The 18,567-nt window shown below is 56.9% G+C and carries 18 protein-coding genes; 7 read left to right on the top strand and 11 right to left on the bottom strand.

The window, feature by feature from the left end; all coding sequences use genetic code 11:
* Window positions 1-25 precede the first annotated feature (25 nt).
* From ACUM6F_RS02060 to ACUM6F_RS02035, 6 genes are all read right to left on the bottom strand, one after another.
* Window positions 26-1,957 carry an ATP-dependent nuclease gene (locus ACUM6F_RS02060; protein ID WP_445348262.1) on the bottom strand — a complete coding sequence of 644 codons (1,932 nt, stop codon included), beginning with the start codon at window positions 1,955-1,957 and terminating at the stop codon, window positions 26-28.
* Window positions 1,958-4,705, bottom strand: coding sequence for a DNA methyltransferase (locus ACUM6F_RS02055; RefSeq protein WP_445348331.1), 2,748 nt, complete (start codon window positions 4,703-4,705; stop codon window positions 1,958-1,960). It lies immediately after the preceding gene.
* Between the two features lie 138 nt (window positions 4,706-4,843).
* Window positions 4,844-5,092: a DUF2188 domain-containing protein gene (locus ACUM6F_RS02050; protein ID WP_445348261.1), complete on the bottom strand. Its 249-nt coding sequence runs from the start codon at window positions 5,090-5,092 to the stop codon at window positions 4,844-4,846.
* Between the two features lie 65 nt (window positions 5,093-5,157).
* Window positions 5,158-8,886: a DUF6079 family protein gene (locus tag ACUM6F_RS02045; protein WP_445348260.1), complete on the bottom strand. Its 3,729-nt coding sequence runs from the start codon at window positions 8,884-8,886 to the stop codon at window positions 5,158-5,160.
* Between the two features lie 34 nt (window positions 8,887-8,920).
* A complete protein-coding gene (gene brxF / locus ACUM6F_RS02040; RefSeq protein WP_445348259.1) occupies window positions 8,921-9,397 on the bottom strand; it encodes a BREX-3 system P-loop-containing protein BrxF in 477 nt (158 codons plus the stop codon).
* Between the two features lie 153 nt (window positions 9,398-9,550).
* Window positions 9,551-9,757 carry a 2-C-methyl-D-erythritol 2,4-cyclodiphosphate synthase gene (locus ACUM6F_RS02035; RefSeq protein WP_445348258.1) on the bottom strand — a complete coding sequence of 69 codons (207 nt, stop codon included), beginning with the start codon at window positions 9,755-9,757 and terminating at the stop codon, window positions 9,551-9,553.
* Between the two features lie 361 nt (window positions 9,758-10,118).
* Between ACUM6F_RS02035 and ACUM6F_RS02030 the strand changes: the two genes are divergently transcribed.
* Complete coding sequence (locus ACUM6F_RS02030; protein WP_445348257.1) at window positions 10,119-10,454, top strand: DsrE family protein; 336 nt, start codon at window positions 10,119-10,121, stop codon at window positions 10,452-10,454.
* 249 nt (window positions 10,455-10,703) lie between these two features.
* Here the strand turns inward: ACUM6F_RS02030 and ACUM6F_RS02025 are convergent, their stop codons facing one another.
* On the bottom strand, window positions 10,704-11,129 hold the full coding sequence (locus ACUM6F_RS02025) for a universal stress protein (RefSeq protein WP_445348256.1): 426 nt from the start codon (window positions 11,127-11,129) through the stop codon (window positions 10,704-10,706).
* Between the two features lie 255 nt (window positions 11,130-11,384).
* Between ACUM6F_RS02025 and ACUM6F_RS02020 the strand changes: the two genes are divergently transcribed.
* A complete protein-coding gene (locus ACUM6F_RS02020) occupies window positions 11,385-11,579 on the top strand; it encodes a PCP reductase family protein (RefSeq protein ID WP_445348330.1) in 195 nt (64 codons plus the stop codon).
* Window positions 11,491-11,805, top strand: a complete 315-nt coding sequence (locus ACUM6F_RS02015) for a hypothetical protein (RefSeq protein ID WP_445348329.1) — start codon at window positions 11,491-11,493, stop codon at window positions 11,803-11,805. The genes ACUM6F_RS02020 and ACUM6F_RS02015 overlap by 89 nt, the downstream gene beginning before the upstream one ends.
* A 13-nt stretch (window positions 11,806-11,818) precedes the next feature.
* Here the strand turns inward: ACUM6F_RS02015 and ACUM6F_RS02010 are convergent, their stop codons facing one another.
* Window positions 11,819-12,913, bottom strand: coding sequence for a zinc-binding dehydrogenase (locus ACUM6F_RS02010; protein WP_445348255.1), 1,095 nt, complete (start codon window positions 12,911-12,913; stop codon window positions 11,819-11,821).
* 210 nt (window positions 12,914-13,123) lie between these two features.
* Here ACUM6F_RS02010 and ACUM6F_RS02005 point away from each other — a divergent pair, with 210 nt between their 5' ends.
* The 4 genes from ACUM6F_RS02005 (at window position 13,124) to ACUM6F_RS01990 (ending at window position 15,964) form a co-directional block, all read left to right on the top strand.
* Complete coding sequence (locus ACUM6F_RS02005; protein ID WP_445348254.1) at window positions 13,124-14,362, top strand: DUF2157 domain-containing protein; 1,239 nt, start codon at window positions 13,124-13,126, stop codon at window positions 14,360-14,362.
* Window positions 14,359-14,898 (top strand): GDYXXLXY domain-containing protein, encoded by a 540-nt coding sequence (locus ACUM6F_RS02000; RefSeq protein WP_445348253.1) that lies wholly within the window; start codon window positions 14,359-14,361, stop codon window positions 14,896-14,898. Before ACUM6F_RS02005 ends, ACUM6F_RS02000 begins: the two co-directional genes overlap by 4 nt.
* 315 nt (window positions 14,899-15,213) lie before the next feature.
* The gene (locus tag ACUM6F_RS01995) at window positions 15,214-15,600 is read left to right on the top strand and encodes a hypothetical protein (protein WP_426377627.1); all 387 of its coding nucleotides are present in this window, start codon (window positions 15,214-15,216) and stop codon (window positions 15,598-15,600) included.
* Window positions 15,601-15,724: 124 nt separating this feature from the next.
* The gene (locus ACUM6F_RS01990) at window positions 15,725-15,964 is read left to right on the top strand and encodes a hypothetical protein (RefSeq protein ID WP_425621518.1); all 240 of its coding nucleotides are present in this window, start codon (window positions 15,725-15,727) and stop codon (window positions 15,962-15,964) included.
* 13 nt (window positions 15,965-15,977) lie between these two features.
* On the opposite strand, the gene ACUM6F_RS01985 is transcribed toward ACUM6F_RS01990, so the two are convergent.
* The 3 genes from ACUM6F_RS01985 to trhA all read right to left on the bottom strand — a co-directional run bounded on the left by ACUM6F_RS01985 (window position 15,978) and on the right by trhA (window position 18,433).
* The gene (locus ACUM6F_RS01985; RefSeq protein WP_425621517.1) at window positions 15,978-17,213 is read right to left on the bottom strand and encodes an NAD(P)/FAD-dependent oxidoreductase; all 1,236 of its coding nucleotides are present in this window, start codon (window positions 17,211-17,213) and stop codon (window positions 15,978-15,980) included.
* Window positions 17,210-17,713, bottom strand: coding sequence for a 4Fe-4S dicluster domain-containing protein (locus tag ACUM6F_RS01980; RefSeq protein WP_425621516.1), 504 nt, complete (start codon window positions 17,711-17,713; stop codon window positions 17,210-17,212). Before ACUM6F_RS01980 ends, ACUM6F_RS01985 begins: the two co-directional genes overlap by 4 nt.
* Window positions 17,714-17,791: 78 nt before the next feature.
* The gene (gene trhA, locus ACUM6F_RS01975; protein WP_425621515.1) at window positions 17,792-18,433 is read right to left on the bottom strand and encodes a PAQR family membrane homeostasis protein TrhA; all 642 of its coding nucleotides are present in this window, start codon (window positions 18,431-18,433) and stop codon (window positions 17,792-17,794) included.
* Window positions 18,434-18,567 lie beyond the last annotated feature (134 nt).

Genomic DNA, 18,567 nt, shown 5'->3' with positions numbered 1-18,567 from the left:
TCCGTTTCGACCATACTGTGCAAAGCTAGCTACATTGGGAATCATCAACTCCTTCCCTGTTGTTGAGAACCCATTTCACCAACTCTCGCAAGGATTCAGGAATACTCCCCGGATGCTCTTCGAACCACTGGGCAACTCGAAGTGCTATCATAGGCTTTGATAACTTTAACCACCTGCTGATTATCTCTCCAGTTTTCGCATAATTCGCAGTCAATCTTCCTTCATCTCGAATTTTCTGAAGAGATTGGTCGTATATCCTCTTCAAGACTTTTTCGAGGCGGGCGTCATCCGTAGTGCATAACTCCTTTCGATGCTCACGAATAACGTACCTGAACATCGCAAACGTGCCAGGCTCGTCAAAAACAACAAGTCGTTTCTTAATCTCTTTCTGCACATCTTCTATTGTACAATTTGCAATCGCAGCAATCGCTTCAGGCGGGTAATAGTCCTCAATCTCACCGTATGTCAATACAGCAATTCCGTTGGCACGGAGCTTGCTAATTTGGTCTTCATCCTCTTCCGTCCCGGATATGCCGATTTTTGCCTTGAAAGGCTGAAGACTAACCCCGTGCAGCGCATCGCGGTCGGCTACGATACGCCAGTCGATTCCCAGTTCTGATAGTAGTTCCGCTAGCATACCGAAGAAGTCCTTTCCACCCACATTAATAACGCTGACATTTTGGAAATCAAAGCTTAGTGCACGAGAATCTTCACTATTCGCCAAGGTTTTTGAAATGCGTGGAAGTAGGATAGCCTCTGATGGACCCTCAACCAAAACAACCCTGTCGGCAAACACCATCTCACAGGTTTCTGGGTTTAGGATACGCTGGTAGAAGTCGAGTTTAGGATAGTCAGGCGGAACACGTTTGCAATGAGTGTGACCTTTCGTGTCTCTTTCTATTCGGATCACATCACGGATGTCTGTGTTGGCAAGAAGCGAAGCAGAGTGGGTGGTTAATATTACCTGACTTCTCTTCTCTTCTGCGATAGCTCGCAAAAGATCAGCCACGTATCGTTGTGCATGCGGATGAAGAAATAGCTCTGGTTCTTCAATGCAAAACAACCGTATTCCTTGGGATGCACGGTGGCGCAGGCAGAGTTCCAGAACAGCAATGATAACAGCGCTTTGTGTGCCGGTCCCCACTTGGGAGATATCTTCTGTTCGCCCCTTATAGGTAACAGCCAAACTCAAATTACGAAGAAGTTCGGCGGGGTTTCCGTCTTTAGTAAATAGGAAATCTATTGCATCAACATAGGATGTCGCCTTCGCGACACGTGTGAGTTGATCAGCTTCAGCTTGGAGTAAGTCGCGTAGTTGTCTGGAAGCCTCGGTAATGAATTTGGCGAGTTGTTCTGCTTGACTACTTTCAGCCAACACCTCGCGCAAAAATTTGCCATAAACTGTCCAAGTACTCGGTGACAGCAGTTCGGTATGACTACGGACGGGAGGTATCAATAAATACTTGACTGCCGCCCTCCGCAAGGCCTCATTGCGCCTTACTTCATGGCGGTTAGCAAGAAACGCCTCAAAGGTTTGTTTGGCTAACTCTTCTTCATCGTCTTCATCAGTATCTTCAAAATGGCGTTCTGTCGGAGGACAAATCATCCGAAACGTGATACAGCCTGGTTCAGTTTCAACACGTTTACCGGCATGCATCAAACTCCCGCATTGCTGATCCGATAAACCCAGTGCTTTTCCGTGCCCCCAATTCAATCCCTCAAGCTCTGCTTCAATCACAACCGGTTGGGAAGGGTCGTTATAGCTATCCGGTTCTATTCGGATATATCTCGGATTCTTAGAACCAAAGAGCATCCCTAAAGCTTCAAGAATGTTGGACTTGCCGGCATTGTTTTTCCCAACAAGGATGCAAAACCGGTCCCTGAAATCGATACTGACACCTTCTGGTGAGATCGATTTGAAGTTTCTGATGGAAAAACGTCTGAGTCTCATCTTCATTTACGCCTCCCCAGCACGCGTCACCGCTTGGTCGTACCACATGAGCAGCTTCGGGTCTTCTTGGAGGATGTTCTCCGGTATCTTGCCAGCCACGGCGATGATGGTCGCGTAGTCGCGCTCCTGCCAGGCCTTTTTGAATCCGGCGCGGACGGCCTCGAGGCGGAACACCTTAAGGCGCTTCTGGCTGGAGATCCGGTACTCCTCGAACTCGCGCAGCAGGGCCCGCTCGCGTAGCTTCTCCAGGTCGCCGGCCTTGTTCGGGTCCGGCACGTACCAGCGGTCCTTGGCCTTGGCGCGCAGGGTCGGGTCATCCTTGGGCAGGTTGCGCAACTCCTTGAAGTTTGTAGACAGGTAGCTGTGAATCTGGCTCGGCACCTCGCCCTTACCGTCGTAACGCAGGAAGTTCTGCTCGAGCAGTTCCAGGAGTTCCAAGGGCTTTTCGTGTTTATGCCAGCCACCAATCTCCTTAAGAAACTGTGGGTGAAGCTCCTGGAAGGTCTGTGGCTTTTTCGCAAGCTGCTGCCTGAGCCATTGGATGGCCGAGGATTCGTCGGTGACGTAGAGCTGAAGTTGCAGAACCTCGCGCACGGTCATACGTTTTTTATCGTACTCGGCCACCTGCTCAGGCAGGAAGTACATGCCGTCTCGCTCGGGAAAGCGCTGGGCAAGCCCCTGGTAGAACTCTGCCGCCGAAAGCGGTACCGTCACACCGCGCTGAACGTGGAAAGCCACCATGCGGTCGAAGAGCAGGTAGTTTTGCCGCTCGGCGATGACCTCGGCCCGGCCGTTCTTGGAGACGAAGACCGGGAGTTGTCTCAGGTGCGTGCGGACGAAGTCCCAAACGCCGTCCTCGGTGCCGGCGGTTAACTTGAAACGGCCCTCGAGGCCGTCGTTAGGTTTGTAAGCAGAGATAACCAAGTCTTGCTTCACAGCACCAGCGGCAGTGACTTGCTTGAAAGTTTGCATCTGTTTGTCTAACGTTCGGACGTCCGCAATAACGAATCCAGCACGCATGAGCGCTTCCTGAATGGCGGTCCACACACTGTTCTTCGAATTATGGAATTCCACTGTAATCCAACGGGCTGGCTTCAGCGCACGATACATGCTGGAAAAGCATTTACACATCATCTCTTTATAGTTCTTAAGCGTGAAGGCGTTCGACTTCTTGCGCCGATGTACAACGGCCTCTTCACTTGTATTCGTGAACAATCGAAGCCAGCTTTCCCAGATGATGCTGAGGTCGGAGTAGATTATGTTGCTCCCAAACGGCGGGTCGACAAAGATGTAGTCAAGAGAAGAATCAGGAAGCCCAGCCCTTGCTGCTGAAGACGTTGATACGGCTCCAAAATGTCGGCTGATTGCCGAAAAGACCGAAAGGCGAGATATCTTGCCCTCTAAAGAATACCATGGGCTGACTTCTGATTGCATAGCCCCCACATACAGCGTCCCGCTCAATATGCGGTTAACTTGAGAAAAGGCATTCTTCAAGTACCTGTTGAGCCTTGAAAAGCCCATAAGTACGGATTGAAACCAGAACCATAGAAAACCACCCAATCGGCGATCCCTGGCTGAAATGGCTTCCATTTTACGCTTAAACCAAGCCACCATGATGAGGCTACGGCGTATGAAAAAACCATCGATGCTGTATATGCCTAAGGCACGGTAATCACGCTCGTACCACAGGTCAATATCCTCATCGATGCGTTTAGTAGGGTACCAATCCTCAACCAGGACATTTTCAATCCTTCCCAATAGCCTAAGGTCGTCATCGTCAGGAGCCTTTTCATATTTGGTTTTGCCAATAGAGTAGTTAATTAAAACGGGTACTTGACGTGCCTTTTGGACAAGTTTTCCCAATGCTTGGTCCATCTTAGTAGTCATTGCCCGGTCAAGATTCGACTTCGTAACCTCAGCGTTACAATGAGGACAGAAAGCTATGTCCTTTACCTCGCCCTGTTCAACTGCAACATCCCAAAAGACAATTTCTCCCTGACACTGGCTACACAGAAAGACATCCGACCAAACGGTGTAGTTTATACGCCCTTTGCTCTTGCCATCCGTGTGCAAGGTTTCGTACAGCCATCCGAATTCTTCTTCCACTTCCTTGAGGATGCGCCGCGCCTCACGCTCGAAAGCCTCCACATCCACCGGCGTGTTGTAGTTGTAGGCAATAAAGGTGGCGGCGGGAGAAAGGTCGTTCAGAATGGCCCGACGGGCACCAAGTTTCGAGAAGGGCTTCCAGACTACTTTGCCGTTCTCATCCGTCTCCTGCTGGTAGATCGTGCCGTCCTGGTCCACCTTGTAGCCCAGGGATTCGACGGTGGCCTTATCGCCGCAGAGCTGCGCAGCCACTCCCGTCATTCCGGTCCCACAGAATCCATCGAAAACAACATCCCCTGGCTCGGTATAGTGGAGGATGTACCGCATGATGGCCTTGTGCGGTACCTTGGTGTGGTAGGAATGGGCGTTGTAGATCGGGTCGTTTTTGCCTTCACTGACGTCAGCGGCGAACGGCTTGCGCCGGTAGTTGTCTGTTGCTGGGTCGTAGGGCTTGCCGTAGTGCCGGATGAAGTCCTCGATAAACGGGTTCGGACAGGCCGTGTAGTACGGCGGGTCGGACAGGGCCAGGATGTCCTCGTCCGAGCCGATGGGAAACCCCTCGATCTTACGGAACTCCGGGTCCTTGAGCTTCTCACGCAGCTTTTCCAGGAAATACTTCCGCCGCTCCTCGTCGTTCGGGAACGTCATGCCGAGACATTCCACTGGACCGGCTGGCGTTGGTTTAGGTTCTGTATGGAACAGGTCACCCATTAGCGTCATTCCTCAACTGCTGTCAAGAATAGAAAAGCGTTTTTGTTCTATACGTCCAAGCATCTCCACATCCGATCAGTGCTCTTTGTCCTTTGGCGGGTTAGGGTCCCTGCCCGGCGCGATGGTATCCTTGCTGCGAATCTTGCCGTCCACGCCCTTAATGGTTAGTTCTCCGCCACCTTGATTCCGCAACATCCTCTTTGCCGCCTGCTCTGCTTCCTTCTGGGTCTTGTGCAGGCTCGATGCTCTTTCGGCGTCATTGCGCTTATTCTCCCACATCCCGTCGGGGCGACGCGAAACGGTACGATCTCTGCCTTTGCTCATCTCCGGTCCCCTTTCGGCTTTAGTTATTCTAACTGACATCGGAAAACTTCATCTCACCCTTCTCCTCACTCCAACACAATCCTAACCTTGCCGGGTTCTTTACCCCTGGTGAGTTCGTCCACGTATTCCTCAAACCGCTTTTTCATCTCCGCCGGGGTGGCTGGCGAACCGCCTTTCAGCAACGCCGCACGCAGTTCGGCCGTTTTCACCGGCACCTTGAGGAGTCCGGAGAGGACCTCCTGCAGGGCGTGGATGAAGTCCTGGGTCAGCTCTTCCGGCAAGGCCCATCTTTTGATAAAGTCGTCAACTAGTTTCCTTGGTTCAGGCTTCAGCAGGTCCAGGTTGCTTCTGGTTGTGGGGTCATCCAGGTTGGTCAACAGCGTCTGGGTCCAGTTCTCGACCAAGTTGTCGAGTTCGCCGTCCAAACCGTCCAGCCGCGCAGCGGCCGGTGCCTCCGGCGCTTCCGCTACGGGTTTGAAACCACAGTGCGGGCAGACTGGGGAAGCATCCAACTCCTGCTCGGTGAGGGTGAAGCAGCTCTTCAGGCCGGCCAGGCGGTTCTGGAAATCGGTCAGGTGCTGGCGGGGCATCAAGTCAATGGTAGAGAGCTTTTGCAGCGTCTTGAGCCGCTCGTCAATCATAAGTCGGGCCTTGCGCTTATCCTCGTTTACCCCCAGACGTGCTCTGGTGTGGAGCATAAGATAGGTCTGTATATAGGCCTTTTTGAGTTCGGCGAGCAGGCGCTGTGTCTGCTGGCGGAAGGCCGCCGCACCGCGCCTGGCGGGATCGCTGATCTGGGCGAGGACCTCCTCGCGGGCCGCCTTCATCCTGTCGATCCATTCGTGCCCGCCGGGTAGGACCGCCTCGGCGGCGGAAAGGTACGAGGCCATGGGCCCAAGATCGGCCACCAGTCCCTGCAGAGACTCAATTTCCTCCAGGGCCCGGAGGCCCTCACGGTGGCCGCTTACATCATGGGTGTCGTAGCGGAAGTTCTTGAGCTTGCCCGGTGAGTTGAACGGCTGCAAAGATTCAAGAAAGGTCTTAGTCTCATCAAGCCGGGAGCGTAGCCTGTGGACCTCGTCTTCGGCAAGCAGACTGCGGCCCCAGAAGGACAGCCCGCTTTGGAGGCTCTGCTGTGCGAGTACAAGCCTTTCGACCACCCTGGTTATCGCCTTCTGCATTTCCGTGACCGGCGCTTCTTGCCCCTGGGTGATCAGTTGGACCATTCCGGGAGCGAGTCCGAGGAGTTCAAACAGTGCCTTGAGGGCCGGGAGATTCCAGTCCTTGGGCCGCTCGATGTGCTTGAACTGCACGAGATCCTCAACGCTGGTTCCGGCCAACTGGGGCAGGCTGGTGGCGTCGAACTTTTTCCCCGGAACCGCCAGGACCAGGTCGCCGGAGTAGACCAGTGCTGCGATGACGACTACCGCCCATTCCGGCTCCAGTCGCAAGGTCCGCGGGGCCAGGTATTCCACTCCGAGAACATCCTGGATCAACTCCGAGCGGTTGACCACCTGCCCGTGGCCCTTCTTTTTCACAACGTCCAGGATGTACCTGGCGTACTTCGACCGGTAGGGATCGAGCCGTTCCCCGTCGAGAAGCTCCAGCGCATCCAGTACGGCGGCGGCCTGCTTCGTGCATTTCTGTCCGGCGATGGCCCGCAGGGCGTCCTGCGCCGCCTGGGCCCGGTTGGCGCCCGTGATAAGTACCGAGAAGAAGGGGTAATCCGGGGCCTGATCCTGAAAATATGCTTCCAGGCAAATGCCGGCAATCGTGTTCACCAGATCACGAAAGTTGATCCGCTCGTGCGAAGCAATACCGGAAAGCTCGCGGATCGATTTGCCCTTCGCCCACTCGACGAAGGACTTGGTCCGGCCCTGATAAGTGACCTCGAAGGCCGTGATCATATTCTTCTGCAGCCACTGTACCAGGTCACGCAGGAAGTTCGAGGCCTTGGACTCGTACGTGGTCTTGTTCTGTCCCGAAGCGGTGGAGGCCAGATCCAGCGCCGCGGCGTAGTTCCTGAGCGCCGTGCGGAACGCCTCATCGGTATTTTTCAGACGCACAAAAAGCTCATCCGACCTCTTCTCGTCTTTGAAATGTGGCGGATCGAAGGGCTGGATGAAGTAGAGATAGAAGTCCCGGGGCGGAACGGCAGTGGAACGCTCGTTGGGGGCCCCGAAAAACAGATACCCCTGTCTGGCCGCTTTCCGTCCCGGCCACTCCAATTCGTGCTGCCAGATCCTATAGCCGGTAACATAGGTGTGGTCGGTGCACTCCATAACTCTTTTCAGGGCCTCGTAATAGTAACGGTCGAGCTGAGAGGCATCGAGACTCTCGGCCCGCTTTTCGATGAGCACATCGAAATCATCTGTCTTTTTGAGGTCTAGGTAGTACTGGCGGTTGTCCGGGTTGAAGGAGATGAACTGGCCGCTCACCGTCCTGTGAATCTCCCGCAGCACGGTTTCCACCTGAGATAGCAGGTCATCGGCCGGTTCGCCGCCCAGGTCCTCGATGCCGGGCTGGTACAGGCAGAGCCCGTCGCGCAGCTCCTCGGCCGTTGCACCCAGAGGAGCGTGGATGTCGCCGCTGGTAAGCCGGTGGACTGACAGGGCGTGAATGATCCGCAGCGCCATGGGCTTGTAGGCCGGGCGGGTGAACGCCTGTTGAATGCGAGACTCAAGCACCTGGCTGCAGTCAATGACCGCCTTGATGTCCGGCACGGCGCGGAAGGACGGGTTCTCGCGCAGGTTCGTCCAGTAGCTGTCGTAGGCGATCAGCCCGGGCCGGTCGTCGGGGACGTCCTGGTCGAGGATCTTCTTCATGGCCACGGAAAGGGTCTTCAGAACCTCTCGCTTTTCCGCCGCCGTGATCCGCTCGAAGGTATCGATGTAGTCGGGATGGACGGGGAAGAGGCGGACGAATTCGTCCATACGTTCATTCATCCGCCCGTAGAACCTGGCAAAGGGTGTCAGATACTCGCGGATCCTCATCTGCTGTTCGGCGGTTTTCTTGAGTAAGCGCTCGGCCACCACAAACTTGACGTCCTGGCGGGCAATCAGGATTTGTTCGAAACGGTCTCTTACCCGGCGGATGCTGTCGGCCACGAAGGAAAAGCGGGGGCTGTCGAAGATGGCCTCCTGGATGCCCGCGATGAATCGGAAGCGCAGGTCTTTGCAGACCTCGCCGATCTCCCGCAGGAAGTTGAGGTCGAGGATGAGTTCCTGATCTTTGCGCGTACGCAGGTAGTCGAGCAACTCATCAACGACCAGGAGCAGCCCGTGGTCCGGATACTCGCGGTGGAACGGCGCCATCATTTCCTCGAACGCACGCTTGTTGTTTGAAACCTCAGCGGCAGAGGGAAACACATAGTTCACGCCCATGACGGCAAGGTGCTCTTCTAAGCTAGCCACGATTATGTCGCGTAAGGACATAGTGGTTGCTCCGATCTCAGTACGGACCACTTTGAAGCGGCCGGAGATCTTCTTGGCTGCCGCAGCTACATCAGGGTTATTGAGAAGCGAAGCGAATTCCGTGTTCTCGGCAAGAGCGGAAATCACCGACATGAGGTGAGACTTACCGGTGCCGTAATTCCCGACTACCAGAAGCCCTCTGTTATCGACGGGCTTGTCAAACTGGAGCTGTGGAAAGACCAGGTTAACAAGCTTCTCGGCCATCTCCCCGGAAATAACGTAGGTCCTGATAAGCCGCCGGGCGGCATCCGCCTGGTCGGCATCCCGCAGCTGAACAACAGACTCGATAGGATCAAACTGGATCAGGTCACCGTATTTCATCGCGCCTACCCCCATGCGGTTTACAGCATTGGTTTCATGCCATGGCCTCCGGGCCAGCTATCAGCAAGTCACGGATTGGATATCGTCTGTATTCCGGGTGGTCCGGTACGGCGTAGGTAATATGACCGCTCTCGACGGAGCCGTTCCAGGTAGCGACAACCGTTTTGTTACGGGAAAGCCCCTGTACAAGCCGGAGGGGGTCCTGTCTGAGGGAAACATCGAAGAGAATCTCGGTATTATCAAGCAGAATCCTGTCCCCTTCGGCCTCTTTAAGGAGCTCTCCCAAGAGCCGCGGGACTTGCAGCACCCTTTGCCGTTCCGTGAGGTCAAGCATACGTCGGGACAGTTCCAGATTGACGTTTACGAGGGGTGCTCCTGTCCGCTTCCTCACTTCCCGAAGGGCGGTTGTCTTCCCGGTGCCCGGAGGCCCGACCACCAGTACCAGCCGGTAGTAAAGCTCAGCTGCCTGGTCGATTTTCCGCATGACCTGGTCCTCGAGCGGCTCCGGCATAATCGCTCACCTCAAAGATGGATCCGGGTGTCAGTTCGACATATTGCTAAATAATCCCTCTAATGGAGCCTTCGTGCAAGCACTGATTTTTTATCATTTACATCAAATCGGGAAGAAAAGAGGGGAGGAGAGGGGGCTGAGCGGGCGTTTGCGCTACCCGCCGCACCCGGCCACCGTCGCCACGGCGTAGGCGGCGATGCCCTCGCCGGTGCCGGTGAAGCCGAGGCCCTCGGTGGTCGTGGCCTTGACGGAGACGCGGTCGGGGTCGAGGCCCAGGACGCGGGCCAGGTTGGCGCGCATGGCGGGGATGTGTGTGCGTGTGTGGGGAGGGGGGGCAAAAACCCTATCCCGGTGGCGCAAAGTCCGTGATTTGGATTATGATTTGGATTAGGTATAATAGATTAGATTAGGTATAATACCTAATAATCAGGAGGTACTAGGAGACCGCTGAAAAACTGCGCCTGGCAAAAAGGATGTCGGATGCCGGAAGTCAGAAATCTGACCTGATGAAATCCGCAAAGCAGATTTCTAAGGATTATAGACTTGTGATCGCGAAGCGATCGCTTCCCGTTCCGACCTCTGACCTCTTGTCTCGGACCTCTTTCTGAGCGGTCTCAGGGTAACTTCCGAAGCATAGCCGTACCCTGAAAGATGCCTATGCCGAAATCAGTGTATTGGCTTTTTGCAGCACTATCCTAGGTATTAGCGTTGGAGGTGCAAGATGAAGGCCCTTTTTCACGTTAATGAATTGGACCGCTGGGCGCACGCCCTTCTGAACATCACGAATCTTCTGCGGGACGTGGGAACCGGGGAGGTCACCGTCGAGGTGGTGGCCAACGGGCCGGCCGTAATCGCCTACCGGCTGGGCGGCGACGATGTGCTCCGGCAGATGGATGAACTGCACGCGAAGGGCGTGGCCTTCGTCGCCTGCCGCAACGCCTTGCAGATGCAAAACATCCCGGAGGAGAGCCTGGCCCCCTTCGTCACCGTGGTACCGGCGGGGATCACCGAAATCGTCCGGAAGCAGGCGATGGGATACGCCTACATAAAGCCTTAGACCCGGGCCGGTCGTTTAATGCTTTCACAACCAGACGGTGCCAGACACCAAACTTATTATTAACTTTCTGCCGTACCCTACCGGGAATTATCCCTGTCGAGGCCTAAATCCTCTCTGCCGCACTAAACAACGAAAAAACTTAAGGGTTCACCGTCAAAACGGGAACCCTTATTGTTTCTTGCTTTAAGTTCGCCGGTATAGAGCAACAGCTGGTGCCGGAAAAACTTTACGGACAACCCCGGAGCATCACTACTTCACCACCAGGACAGGCACATCCACGTTCTGCAAGACCTTGTACGTTACGCTGCCGATGACGGCGGCCTTGAGCGGGCTCATGCCCCTGCTGCCCATGATTACTTCGTCGATGTCCTTCTTCTCGACGTAGGAGATGATTACGGACGCAGGGTCGCCGACCAGGAGCTCGGCATTGACCTTAACTCCGGCAGCATCGAAAACCTTCTTGGCTTCTTCGAGCTTTTCTTTGAACACCTCCTGAGATCTCTCGGTGGCAAGCTGCTGCAGCAAAACCGCGCCGTCAAAGGCAGTAACGTCGTACTGGTACGCTACAGTAAGCAGCGTAACCTCTATCGAGGGATGATCCTTGGCCTTTTTCAGGGCGTACGCAACGGCCCGCATGGACTGTTCGGACCCGTCTACCGGAACCAGGATTTTCATTGTCCTTCACCCTCCTTGCAAACATAGTATAGTTAAATTTACCATAACACATCGTGAAAACTTTAACAAGCCCTGACTTCCTTTGGCGCTGCTCACGACAACAGGCATACTTTTCCCGGATACGCCCGCCGCGGCCCCCTTTCAGACCGCCGCCCGTCGACTGGAACGGATTAGTTGGAAACTGTGACGTGGATCACTGCTGTCGCATCTCCCTGCCATGATAATGGAGGCAAAGCCGCAACGGAGGTGACGGGCTTGGACTGGGATCGGGATGCCCTAGCTCAACTCGAAAAGGTACCGTTTTTTGTGCGCAGGATGGCCAAAAGACTGGTTGAGGAGATGGTTTCCTCCGAGGGACGGAATTGCGTCACTAAAGCGGACGTTATCCGCGCCAAGAACTGGTTCCTGCACGCAGCGGGAATTAAAGCTGAAACAACCGGCAGCGCTTAACGCAGGGCAAAAAGGACTCAAGGTGTTGATCGGGGGGCGCCTGGGGCGCCATCCCCGGCTCGCGCAAGAAGTGGCCCACCTTGTCAGCGAACGGAAGGCCGCCCTCCTGCCGGAGCGATGCATCAGGCTGTACCAGCAGCAGGGCTCCGGTGAAGAGCGTTTTGCGGCGATGCTCCAGCGGCTGGGCATTGATAACGTTATCGAAACACTAACGTCAGGAAGCTAAAGGCCGCATACCCTCAATCGCCGGGCTTGATCACCGCCTTGATCACTTTTTGCTCCTCGACGTCGGCAAGGGCTTCGTTGACCTCCGCCAGGCGATACTGCCGGGAGATGAACTGTTCCCAGCGGAACCGGCCGTTGTATTTTGCCATCACCTGGATCGAGCGATAAAAATGGCTGAAGTCGATACCCCAGGTTCCTCTAATGTCCAGGTGCTTTTTGTTCAACTCAAGGTGCGGGTTGATCGTTACGGTACCGTTGTCGGTGTATTGCCCCACAACCACGTAGGTGCCGGCGTCGCGGGTCATGGCCAGACCTTCTTTAACGGCGTTCGGGACCCCCGTGGCTTCGATGGTGACGTCGGCTCCCCTGCCGCCCGTAAGCCAGCGGACCATTTCCACTCTTTCCTCCGGCGACCGCTCAAAGATGTTGATGACGTGATCCGCCCCCAGCTTCTTGCCGAGCTCCAGCCGGTTCGACGGGCCGCCCACCAGGATGACCCGCAGCGCGCCGGCCAGCTGGGCCAGGATAACGGCGTTCAGGCCGACGGGGCCGCTGCCTTGAACAACCACCGTATCCCCCAGGCGGATGCCGGCCCGTTCAACGCCATGGAAGGCGGTGGGCAAACCGCACCCGCCCCCGATGAAGGCTTCCGGCGCAAGCCCTTCCGGAAGCTTGACAACCTTCACTCCGGGCCGCAGGTAGATCTTCTCCGACCAGCCGCCTAGGAGCCCATCCCGTAATGAATAAGTGATGCCGTAAACCTTGCGCTGCGGACAGCGGGTAGAAGCCCGGGCAACGAGGCAGTACCAGCAGTTGTTGCAGGTTTCGTGGACGTCAAGAAAAGTAACCAGGTCCCCCTCCCGCAGCAAAGCACCGTCGATGTCCCTTACCTCGCCGCCGGTCCGTTCGATGACGCCGACGTTTATGTGCCCCGGAATGATCGGGTAGGGCACGCCCGCCAGGCGCCCGTGCTGAAGGTGGACGTCTGTTCCGCAAACCTCGCTGTACAGCGTCCTTAACACTATCCCGCCCGCCTCCAGGACGGGCTCCGGAAACTCCTGGATTTCGAGCGGCATGTGGGGACTGTTCATTACCGCAGCCTTAACCATGGATTAACCCCCTTGCTTTGCTTCGTGCACAACTAAATCCCGTGCAGAAAAGTTATATTTGCAGCTTCTACGCAAGCCGGCGCGTTCCCTGCCTGGAGCGTGCGGGGGTCTTCCGAACCCGTTACCGGTGATATTGGACAAAGATAGTTGCCCTGCCGCCCCGGTTTATTGGTACAATGATGAAAAGGCGCACCTTGCGCGCAAAGGCTGGTGAGGGCGTTGGCCGGCCGGAACCGCTGGCTCAGGGAACAGATCGAACAGTGGACCGCCGAACACCTGATCACGGCCGATCAGGCCCAACTCCTGCTGGCGAAATATCCCCCGCGCCCGCGGCCCAGTACAAGCGGCATTCTCTATCTTCTTGCCGCGCTGCTGGTGGGGCTAAGCGTAATCCTGTTCCTGGCCGCAAATTGGCAGGGCATACCGGCTGCAGGAAAGCTTGGGCTGGTTCTGGTTTTTCTTACCCTGGCGTACGGTACGTCCTACTACTTCTACTTTCTCGTTGAACGCCAAAACCTCGGCGCAGGGCTGGTCTTCCTCAGCACCCTTCTCTTTGGCGCCGGCATCTGGCTGACCGGCCAGACCTTCCACATCTCGGCTTACTCCGGCGTGGGCTACCTGTATTGGGCTCTCGCCACTCTCGCCGTTGCTCTGACGCTCGGCAATACGGTCATTTATTCTGCCGGAATAATCCAGTTGACTATCTACGGTGTCATTGCGCTTGACCAGCAGAACCCGTGGCTCATTGTCCCCTTTTTTTCGGCGGCCGCTTTGCTGTTCCTGTCGCGCAACCATTCCCTCGCCGCAGCGGTTCTGACGCTTGCCTGCCTGGTGCCGCTTCTTATAGCATCCCTGAACACTTTCGGCCTCTCGGTCGCAATCTTTGTCCTTGCCGGGCTCGTCCTCTATACGATCGGCGAGGTCGGGCCTGCCGGCCCGTATGCGACCTGCCTGCAAACTTCCGGTATCCTTGGGGCGTTCCTGGGAGCCTTTGTCTTCAGCATAGGAAAACCGCACTTTTACGACATCCCTGCCGGATTGTCCGTCATCAACCTTTTTCTGCTGTTGCCGCTTGCTTATACAGTGTTAAGGCGGGGCCAGGCCCTATTGTTGCTGGTCCCGCTGCTGATTTTTGTGCCTTTTTACGGCATCGCCCTGAACGAAAACATTAGTGCTGAGACCCTGGCCCTTACTTACATTATCGTTATGGCCGCCTCCGCAGTGGCTTTGATTATGGCGGGAGGACGCCTTCTGAGGCTCTACTTCATTAACACCGGCGCAGCCTGTTTCCTGGTAACGGTTCTGGTGGCTTACCTCCATTTTGCCTGGGAATTGCTGGCTAAGTCCGCCTTCTTTTTCGGGGCAGGAATCATCGTTTTCGCTGTGGGCGTAATGGTCGAGAAACAAAGGCGCCTGCTGGCGAAGCATGTAAAGGAGGCGAGGTCGTGACGATTAACCGACGCCGTGCCTTCATCGGTCTCGTCGTTCTGCAAATCCTCTTCCTTGTCGCCATAGCCCTGAACAGCTACATTATCCGGGCGTTCGGAACCCCCGTTGTTCTGAAGACCGCTCCCGTCGACCCCTTTGACCCTATGATGGGCGACTACGTACGTCTCAACTACGAGATATCCGACATTCCCTTAGCACTGGCGAGGGACTTCTCCGTCACCCCGTTCGACACAAGACGCAACCAGACGGTCTACGTCGTCCTCAGACCAGACGGGAAATACCACACGGCCGCCGGCGTTTACAGGCATCCCCCGAAAGCGCAGACGGGCGAGGTAGTGGTCAGGGGCAGGCTTGTATACGTTGCGGAGCAAATACACGTCGAATACGGGATTGAGAAGTTTTTCGTCCCGCAAGGGTCAGGCCGTCTGCTTGAACAGAACCGAAGCCTCGACGTCGAGGCCAGGATTCTGGCGGCCCGGGCCCAGATAATCAGGATCCTTGCCGACGGCAAACCGGTTGCGCTTACTCCGTCGTAAGGATCGCACAGAAGAATTGGCATCCTCTTACAGAAGTGTTTTCCAACCGACTTGACGGAAGGAGGAGTGGACCGTTGAGCGAGCTCGTCGTTAACAAGGAACGCTGCGTCGGCTGCTGCTCTTGCGAAATCGCCTGCGCCGTGGAACACTCGCTTACGCGTAGCGTCTTCGGCGCCGTATCCGAATCCTCGCCGCCCCGCAAGCGCATTTTCGTTACGGCCGCCGGCGGCCGTTGCCTGCCGCTGAACTGTCGCCACTGCGAGGACGCCCTTTGCGTTCAAGCCTGTCCTGTCGGCGCCCTCTACAGGGACGTGGATGAGGGCCTGCGAAGCCCTGGGCGTTCCCCCGGTACTGCACATGGGCTCCTGCGTGGATATCAGCCGTATTCTTTTCGTCGCCTCGGCCATCGCCAAGGCCCTGGACGTGGATATCAGCGACCTGCCCGTCGTCGCCGCAGCTCCGGAATGGATGTCGGAAAAGGCCGTCTCGATCGGCGTCTACGCCGTGGCTTCGGGGATCTACACCATCCTGGGCACCGTCCCGCCCGTCCTGGGCAGCAGGAACGTCGCCGATCTCCTGACCCGGGGAGCCGAAGACGTGGTGGGCGCCTGCTTCGCGGTCGAGGAAGACCCCGACCGCGCCGCAGACCTCGCCTTGAAACACATTGCCAAGAAGCGGCAGGCCCTTGGACTCGCTCCCTAGGATACAATTAAAATGAGGTCACACAGGCGCATAAACATAAAAAAGAAAGGAGCCCTTCCGTTGCGAGGAGCTCCTGTTGATATACTATGCTATTGATGTGCAAGCTCGGCAGGTGATGCTTTTAATGACTGTTCTCGCCAACCTGGCCTTCTCCATCGCCGTCCTGCTGGCCGTTGACGTTACCCTGGCCGCGATCTTCGGGCGGCGCTACCTGCGCTGGCTTGCGGGTTTATTTCCCGGCTTGGACAGGCAATTCCTGGAGTCGATTATCAACCTTCCTACCTCGACGCTTATCTTCATCGGGCTTCTGGAGCTGGCCCTTGCCGCCGCCTTCTACAACCTCGGCGTCTTCCTTTCGTCTTGACAAGTTAATTTCATTACGCCTTAACCAGTTTGACCGGCGGCAGAAGCATGCCTTCGAGAAGCCGCTCTTTGTCCCTGATCGTTACCTTTTGTTTGATCAAGCCCGTGAGCACGCCGGCGCCGTCAACCTCGCCCACCATGGCAAAGCCGACCAGGCGGCTGTCCCGGAACACGAGCCGGCGGTAGGTTCTCCTGGGCCGGTCCAACCGCTCGAGGATCTCGAACCCCGGTCCGGGAACGCGAACCCTCCCCGCGGTAATGGCGGGTACTCCGTAAAAGCCGATAGCGTTCATCCCGATCGAACCGGCGTATTTTACCCTCCGTCCCGCCATGTTCTCCCCGGCGAGGCGCCCCTGCTCGGCGGCGTTGGGCCAGGTCGCGTTGATCCGCGCCTCGTCGCAGGCCAAGTCATAAGTCTCCGCGACGTCCCCGGCGGCAAACACTCCCGGAACGTTTGTTTCCAGGTGCTCGTTGACCACTACCCCGCGGTTTACGGCGATGGGGGTATCTTTCAAGAAGGCCACGTTGGGCTGCACCCCCTTGCCCACGACAACCATCCGGCACTCCAGTTCCCCGCCGTCGGCAAGCACAACCCCGCTAACCCGCCCCGCGGGATCACGCGCGACCTCGCGGACTTCGGCTCCCAGGTGAAACTCCATGCCGTGCTGCGTCAAAACGTCCTGGATGATCTCGGCGCCCTGACGGTCCAAAATCCGGGAAAGGATGTGCGGCGAGCCGGCCACGACCGACACCCGCATCCCGCGCTGCCGCAAGGCGTGCGCCACCTTCAATCCGACCGGACCGGCGCCCAGCACCACCGCCCGTTCCCCCTTGGCTATTTCCACGTTGATCCGCCTGGCGTCGTCCAGGGTCCGCAGTGTGTATACCCCGGGCCCTTGAATTCCCTGTATCTCAGGTACTTTCGGGGAGGCGCCGGTAGCGATGAGCAGGCGGTCGTAAGCCAGGGACATATCTTCGTTATAGTAAACCAGCCGCTTCTCCACATCGACCGACGTCACCCGACAGCCGTAACAGATCCTGGCATCCATGCGGTCGGGGAAGTCCTCGCCCCGCAGGGCCATGTCCTTTTCGCTCACCCGCCCCTCGATGTAATGCGTCACCAGGCAGCGCGAATAGGCCGCCCGCGCCTCGTTGCCGAGGACCACGATCTCCCCGGCGCGGTCGGCGAGACGGATCCCCTCCACGGCAAAGGTCCCGGCGGCACTGTTGCCGATGATCACGTACCTCATTCCCGCCACCCCCTGACCGCATACACGCCGGCGGCCGCGGCGTTCCGTTGCCGGGCCATGCGCCCGTCCCACCGCTCGTACGTCAGCGCCTGCGTCGGACAGGCCGCCACGCAGGCGGGCACGTCCCTTTCCGGACACCGGTCGCAGCGCAACGGCGCCATTCCGTCGCCGCTTACGCTTATAGCCCCGAGAGGGCAGACCATTACGCACATCAAGCAGCTCACGCACCTGCGGCCGTCCACGCTGACGATCCCCGTTTCTCCGTCTCTGCTGACGGCCGAAGCCATGCACGCGTACAGGCAGGGAGGATTGGAGCAATGCCGGCACTGGACGGGCAAGAGGAACCCCTCCGTCACCCGGACCTCCATCCTTGAACGCAGCGCCGCCCGGTTGCGCAGCGCGGTGAAAAGGCTTTTTTCAGGTGTATGTTCAATGGCACAGGCCAGCGCGCACGTCAGACACGCCACACACCTCGAACCGTCAAACCAGATCTCCCGCACCCTGTCACCTCTTCCCCCATGGGCTCGCTGTTGCAACCATCATACCACACAGGCGCCATCAAGCGACCCGGAAGATTTCTAGATGTACCTGTACATCATCCAAAAGTGGCTGAAGCTCCCGGCCATCACCAGAAGATGAAATATCTCGTGAAACCCCAGCAAACCGGGGCGGATGTTGGGACGCTTCAGCCAGTAGATAAGCGCGCCGGCGGTGTAAAAAAGCCCGCCCGCGGCCAGCCATACAAGCCCTAAAGGCTGCAAGGCCTCAACCAGCGGCCAGGCGGCCACCACAACCAGCCAGCCCATCAGGAGATAGAAGGCGGTCGAAAGCCAGCGGGGGGCGTGCAGCCAGAGCAGTTTCATAACCACGCCCGCGGCGGCCAGAAACCATACCCCGCCGAGGAGGCTCCACCCCCACACGCCCTTCAAAGCAATCAGGCATATGGGGGTGTATGTCCCGGCTATCAGTACGAAAATCATCGTATGGTCGATACGCCGTAACATCCTGGAACCTTTTTCGGAAAGGGGCAGCAGGTGGTACAGCGAACTAGCGGTATAGAGCAAAACGAGGCTTGAGCCGAAAACGCTGAAAGCCGCCAGGTGCCAAGGGGTCCCGTACCCATGCGCCTTGGCGATCAGGACCACAAGGGCGACCACCGAAAGCAAGGCCCCGATCAGATGCGTGAGACCGCTTACGGGTTCTTTCAGCTTGCTTAGCATCAGGAAAATACCCCCTTCCCTGCTAACGCTAACCAGAATACCTTTCGCCAAACTATTGCTTTACGCCTTCCCGGTACGCATAAAAATCACTTATCTAATGCCCGGCCCGCTCCCGGGGAATGCTGTTCTAAGGA

It is taken from the genome of Desulforudis sp. DRI-14 (assembly GCF_052618305.1).
This window is presented reverse-complemented; position numbering and strand designations above follow the sequence as displayed.

Coding starts and splice junctions, on each gene's coding strand:
- ACUM6F_RS02025 (WP_445348256.1), bottom strand. CDS start 11,129: ATGAAAATCCTGGTTCCGGTAGACGGGTCCGAACAGTCCATGCGGGCC.
- ACUM6F_RS01985 (WP_425621517.1), bottom strand. CDS start 17,213: ATGAGGTACGTGATCATCGGCAACAGTGCCGCCGGGACCTTTGCCGTG.
- trhA (WP_425621515.1), bottom strand. CDS start 18,433: ATGCTAAGCAAGCTGAAAGAACCCGTAAGCGGTCTCACGCATCTGATC.
- ACUM6F_RS02045 (WP_445348260.1), bottom strand. CDS start 8,886: ATGAAATACGGTGACCTGATCCAGTTTGATCCTATCGAGTCTGTTGTT.
- ACUM6F_RS02060 (WP_445348262.1), bottom strand. CDS start 1,957: ATGAAGATGAGACTCAGACGTTTTTCCATCAGAAACTTCAAATCGATC.
- ACUM6F_RS01995 (WP_426377627.1), top strand. CDS start 15,214: ATGAGGGCCTGCGAAGCCCTGGGCGTTCCCCCGGTACTGCACATGGGC.
- ACUM6F_RS01990 (WP_425621518.1), top strand. CDS start 15,725: ATGACTGTTCTCGCCAACCTGGCCTTCTCCATCGCCGTCCTGCTGGCC.
- ACUM6F_RS02030 (WP_445348257.1), top strand. CDS start 10,119: ATGAAGGCCCTTTTTCACGTTAATGAATTGGACCGCTGGGCGCACGCC.
- ACUM6F_RS02050 (WP_445348261.1), bottom strand. CDS start 5,092: ATGAGCAAAGGCAGAGATCGTACCGTTTCGCGTCGCCCCGACGGGATG.
- ACUM6F_RS02010 (WP_445348255.1), bottom strand. CDS start 12,913: ATGGTTAAGGCTGCGGTAATGAACAGTCCCCACATGCCGCTCGAAATC.
- brxF (WP_445348259.1), bottom strand. CDS start 9,397: ATGCCGGAGCCGCTCGAGGACCAGGTCATGCGGAAAATCGACCAGGCA.
- ACUM6F_RS02055 (WP_445348331.1), bottom strand. CDS start 4,705: ATGACGTTCCCGAACGACGAGGAGCGGCGGAAGTATTTCCTGGAAAAG.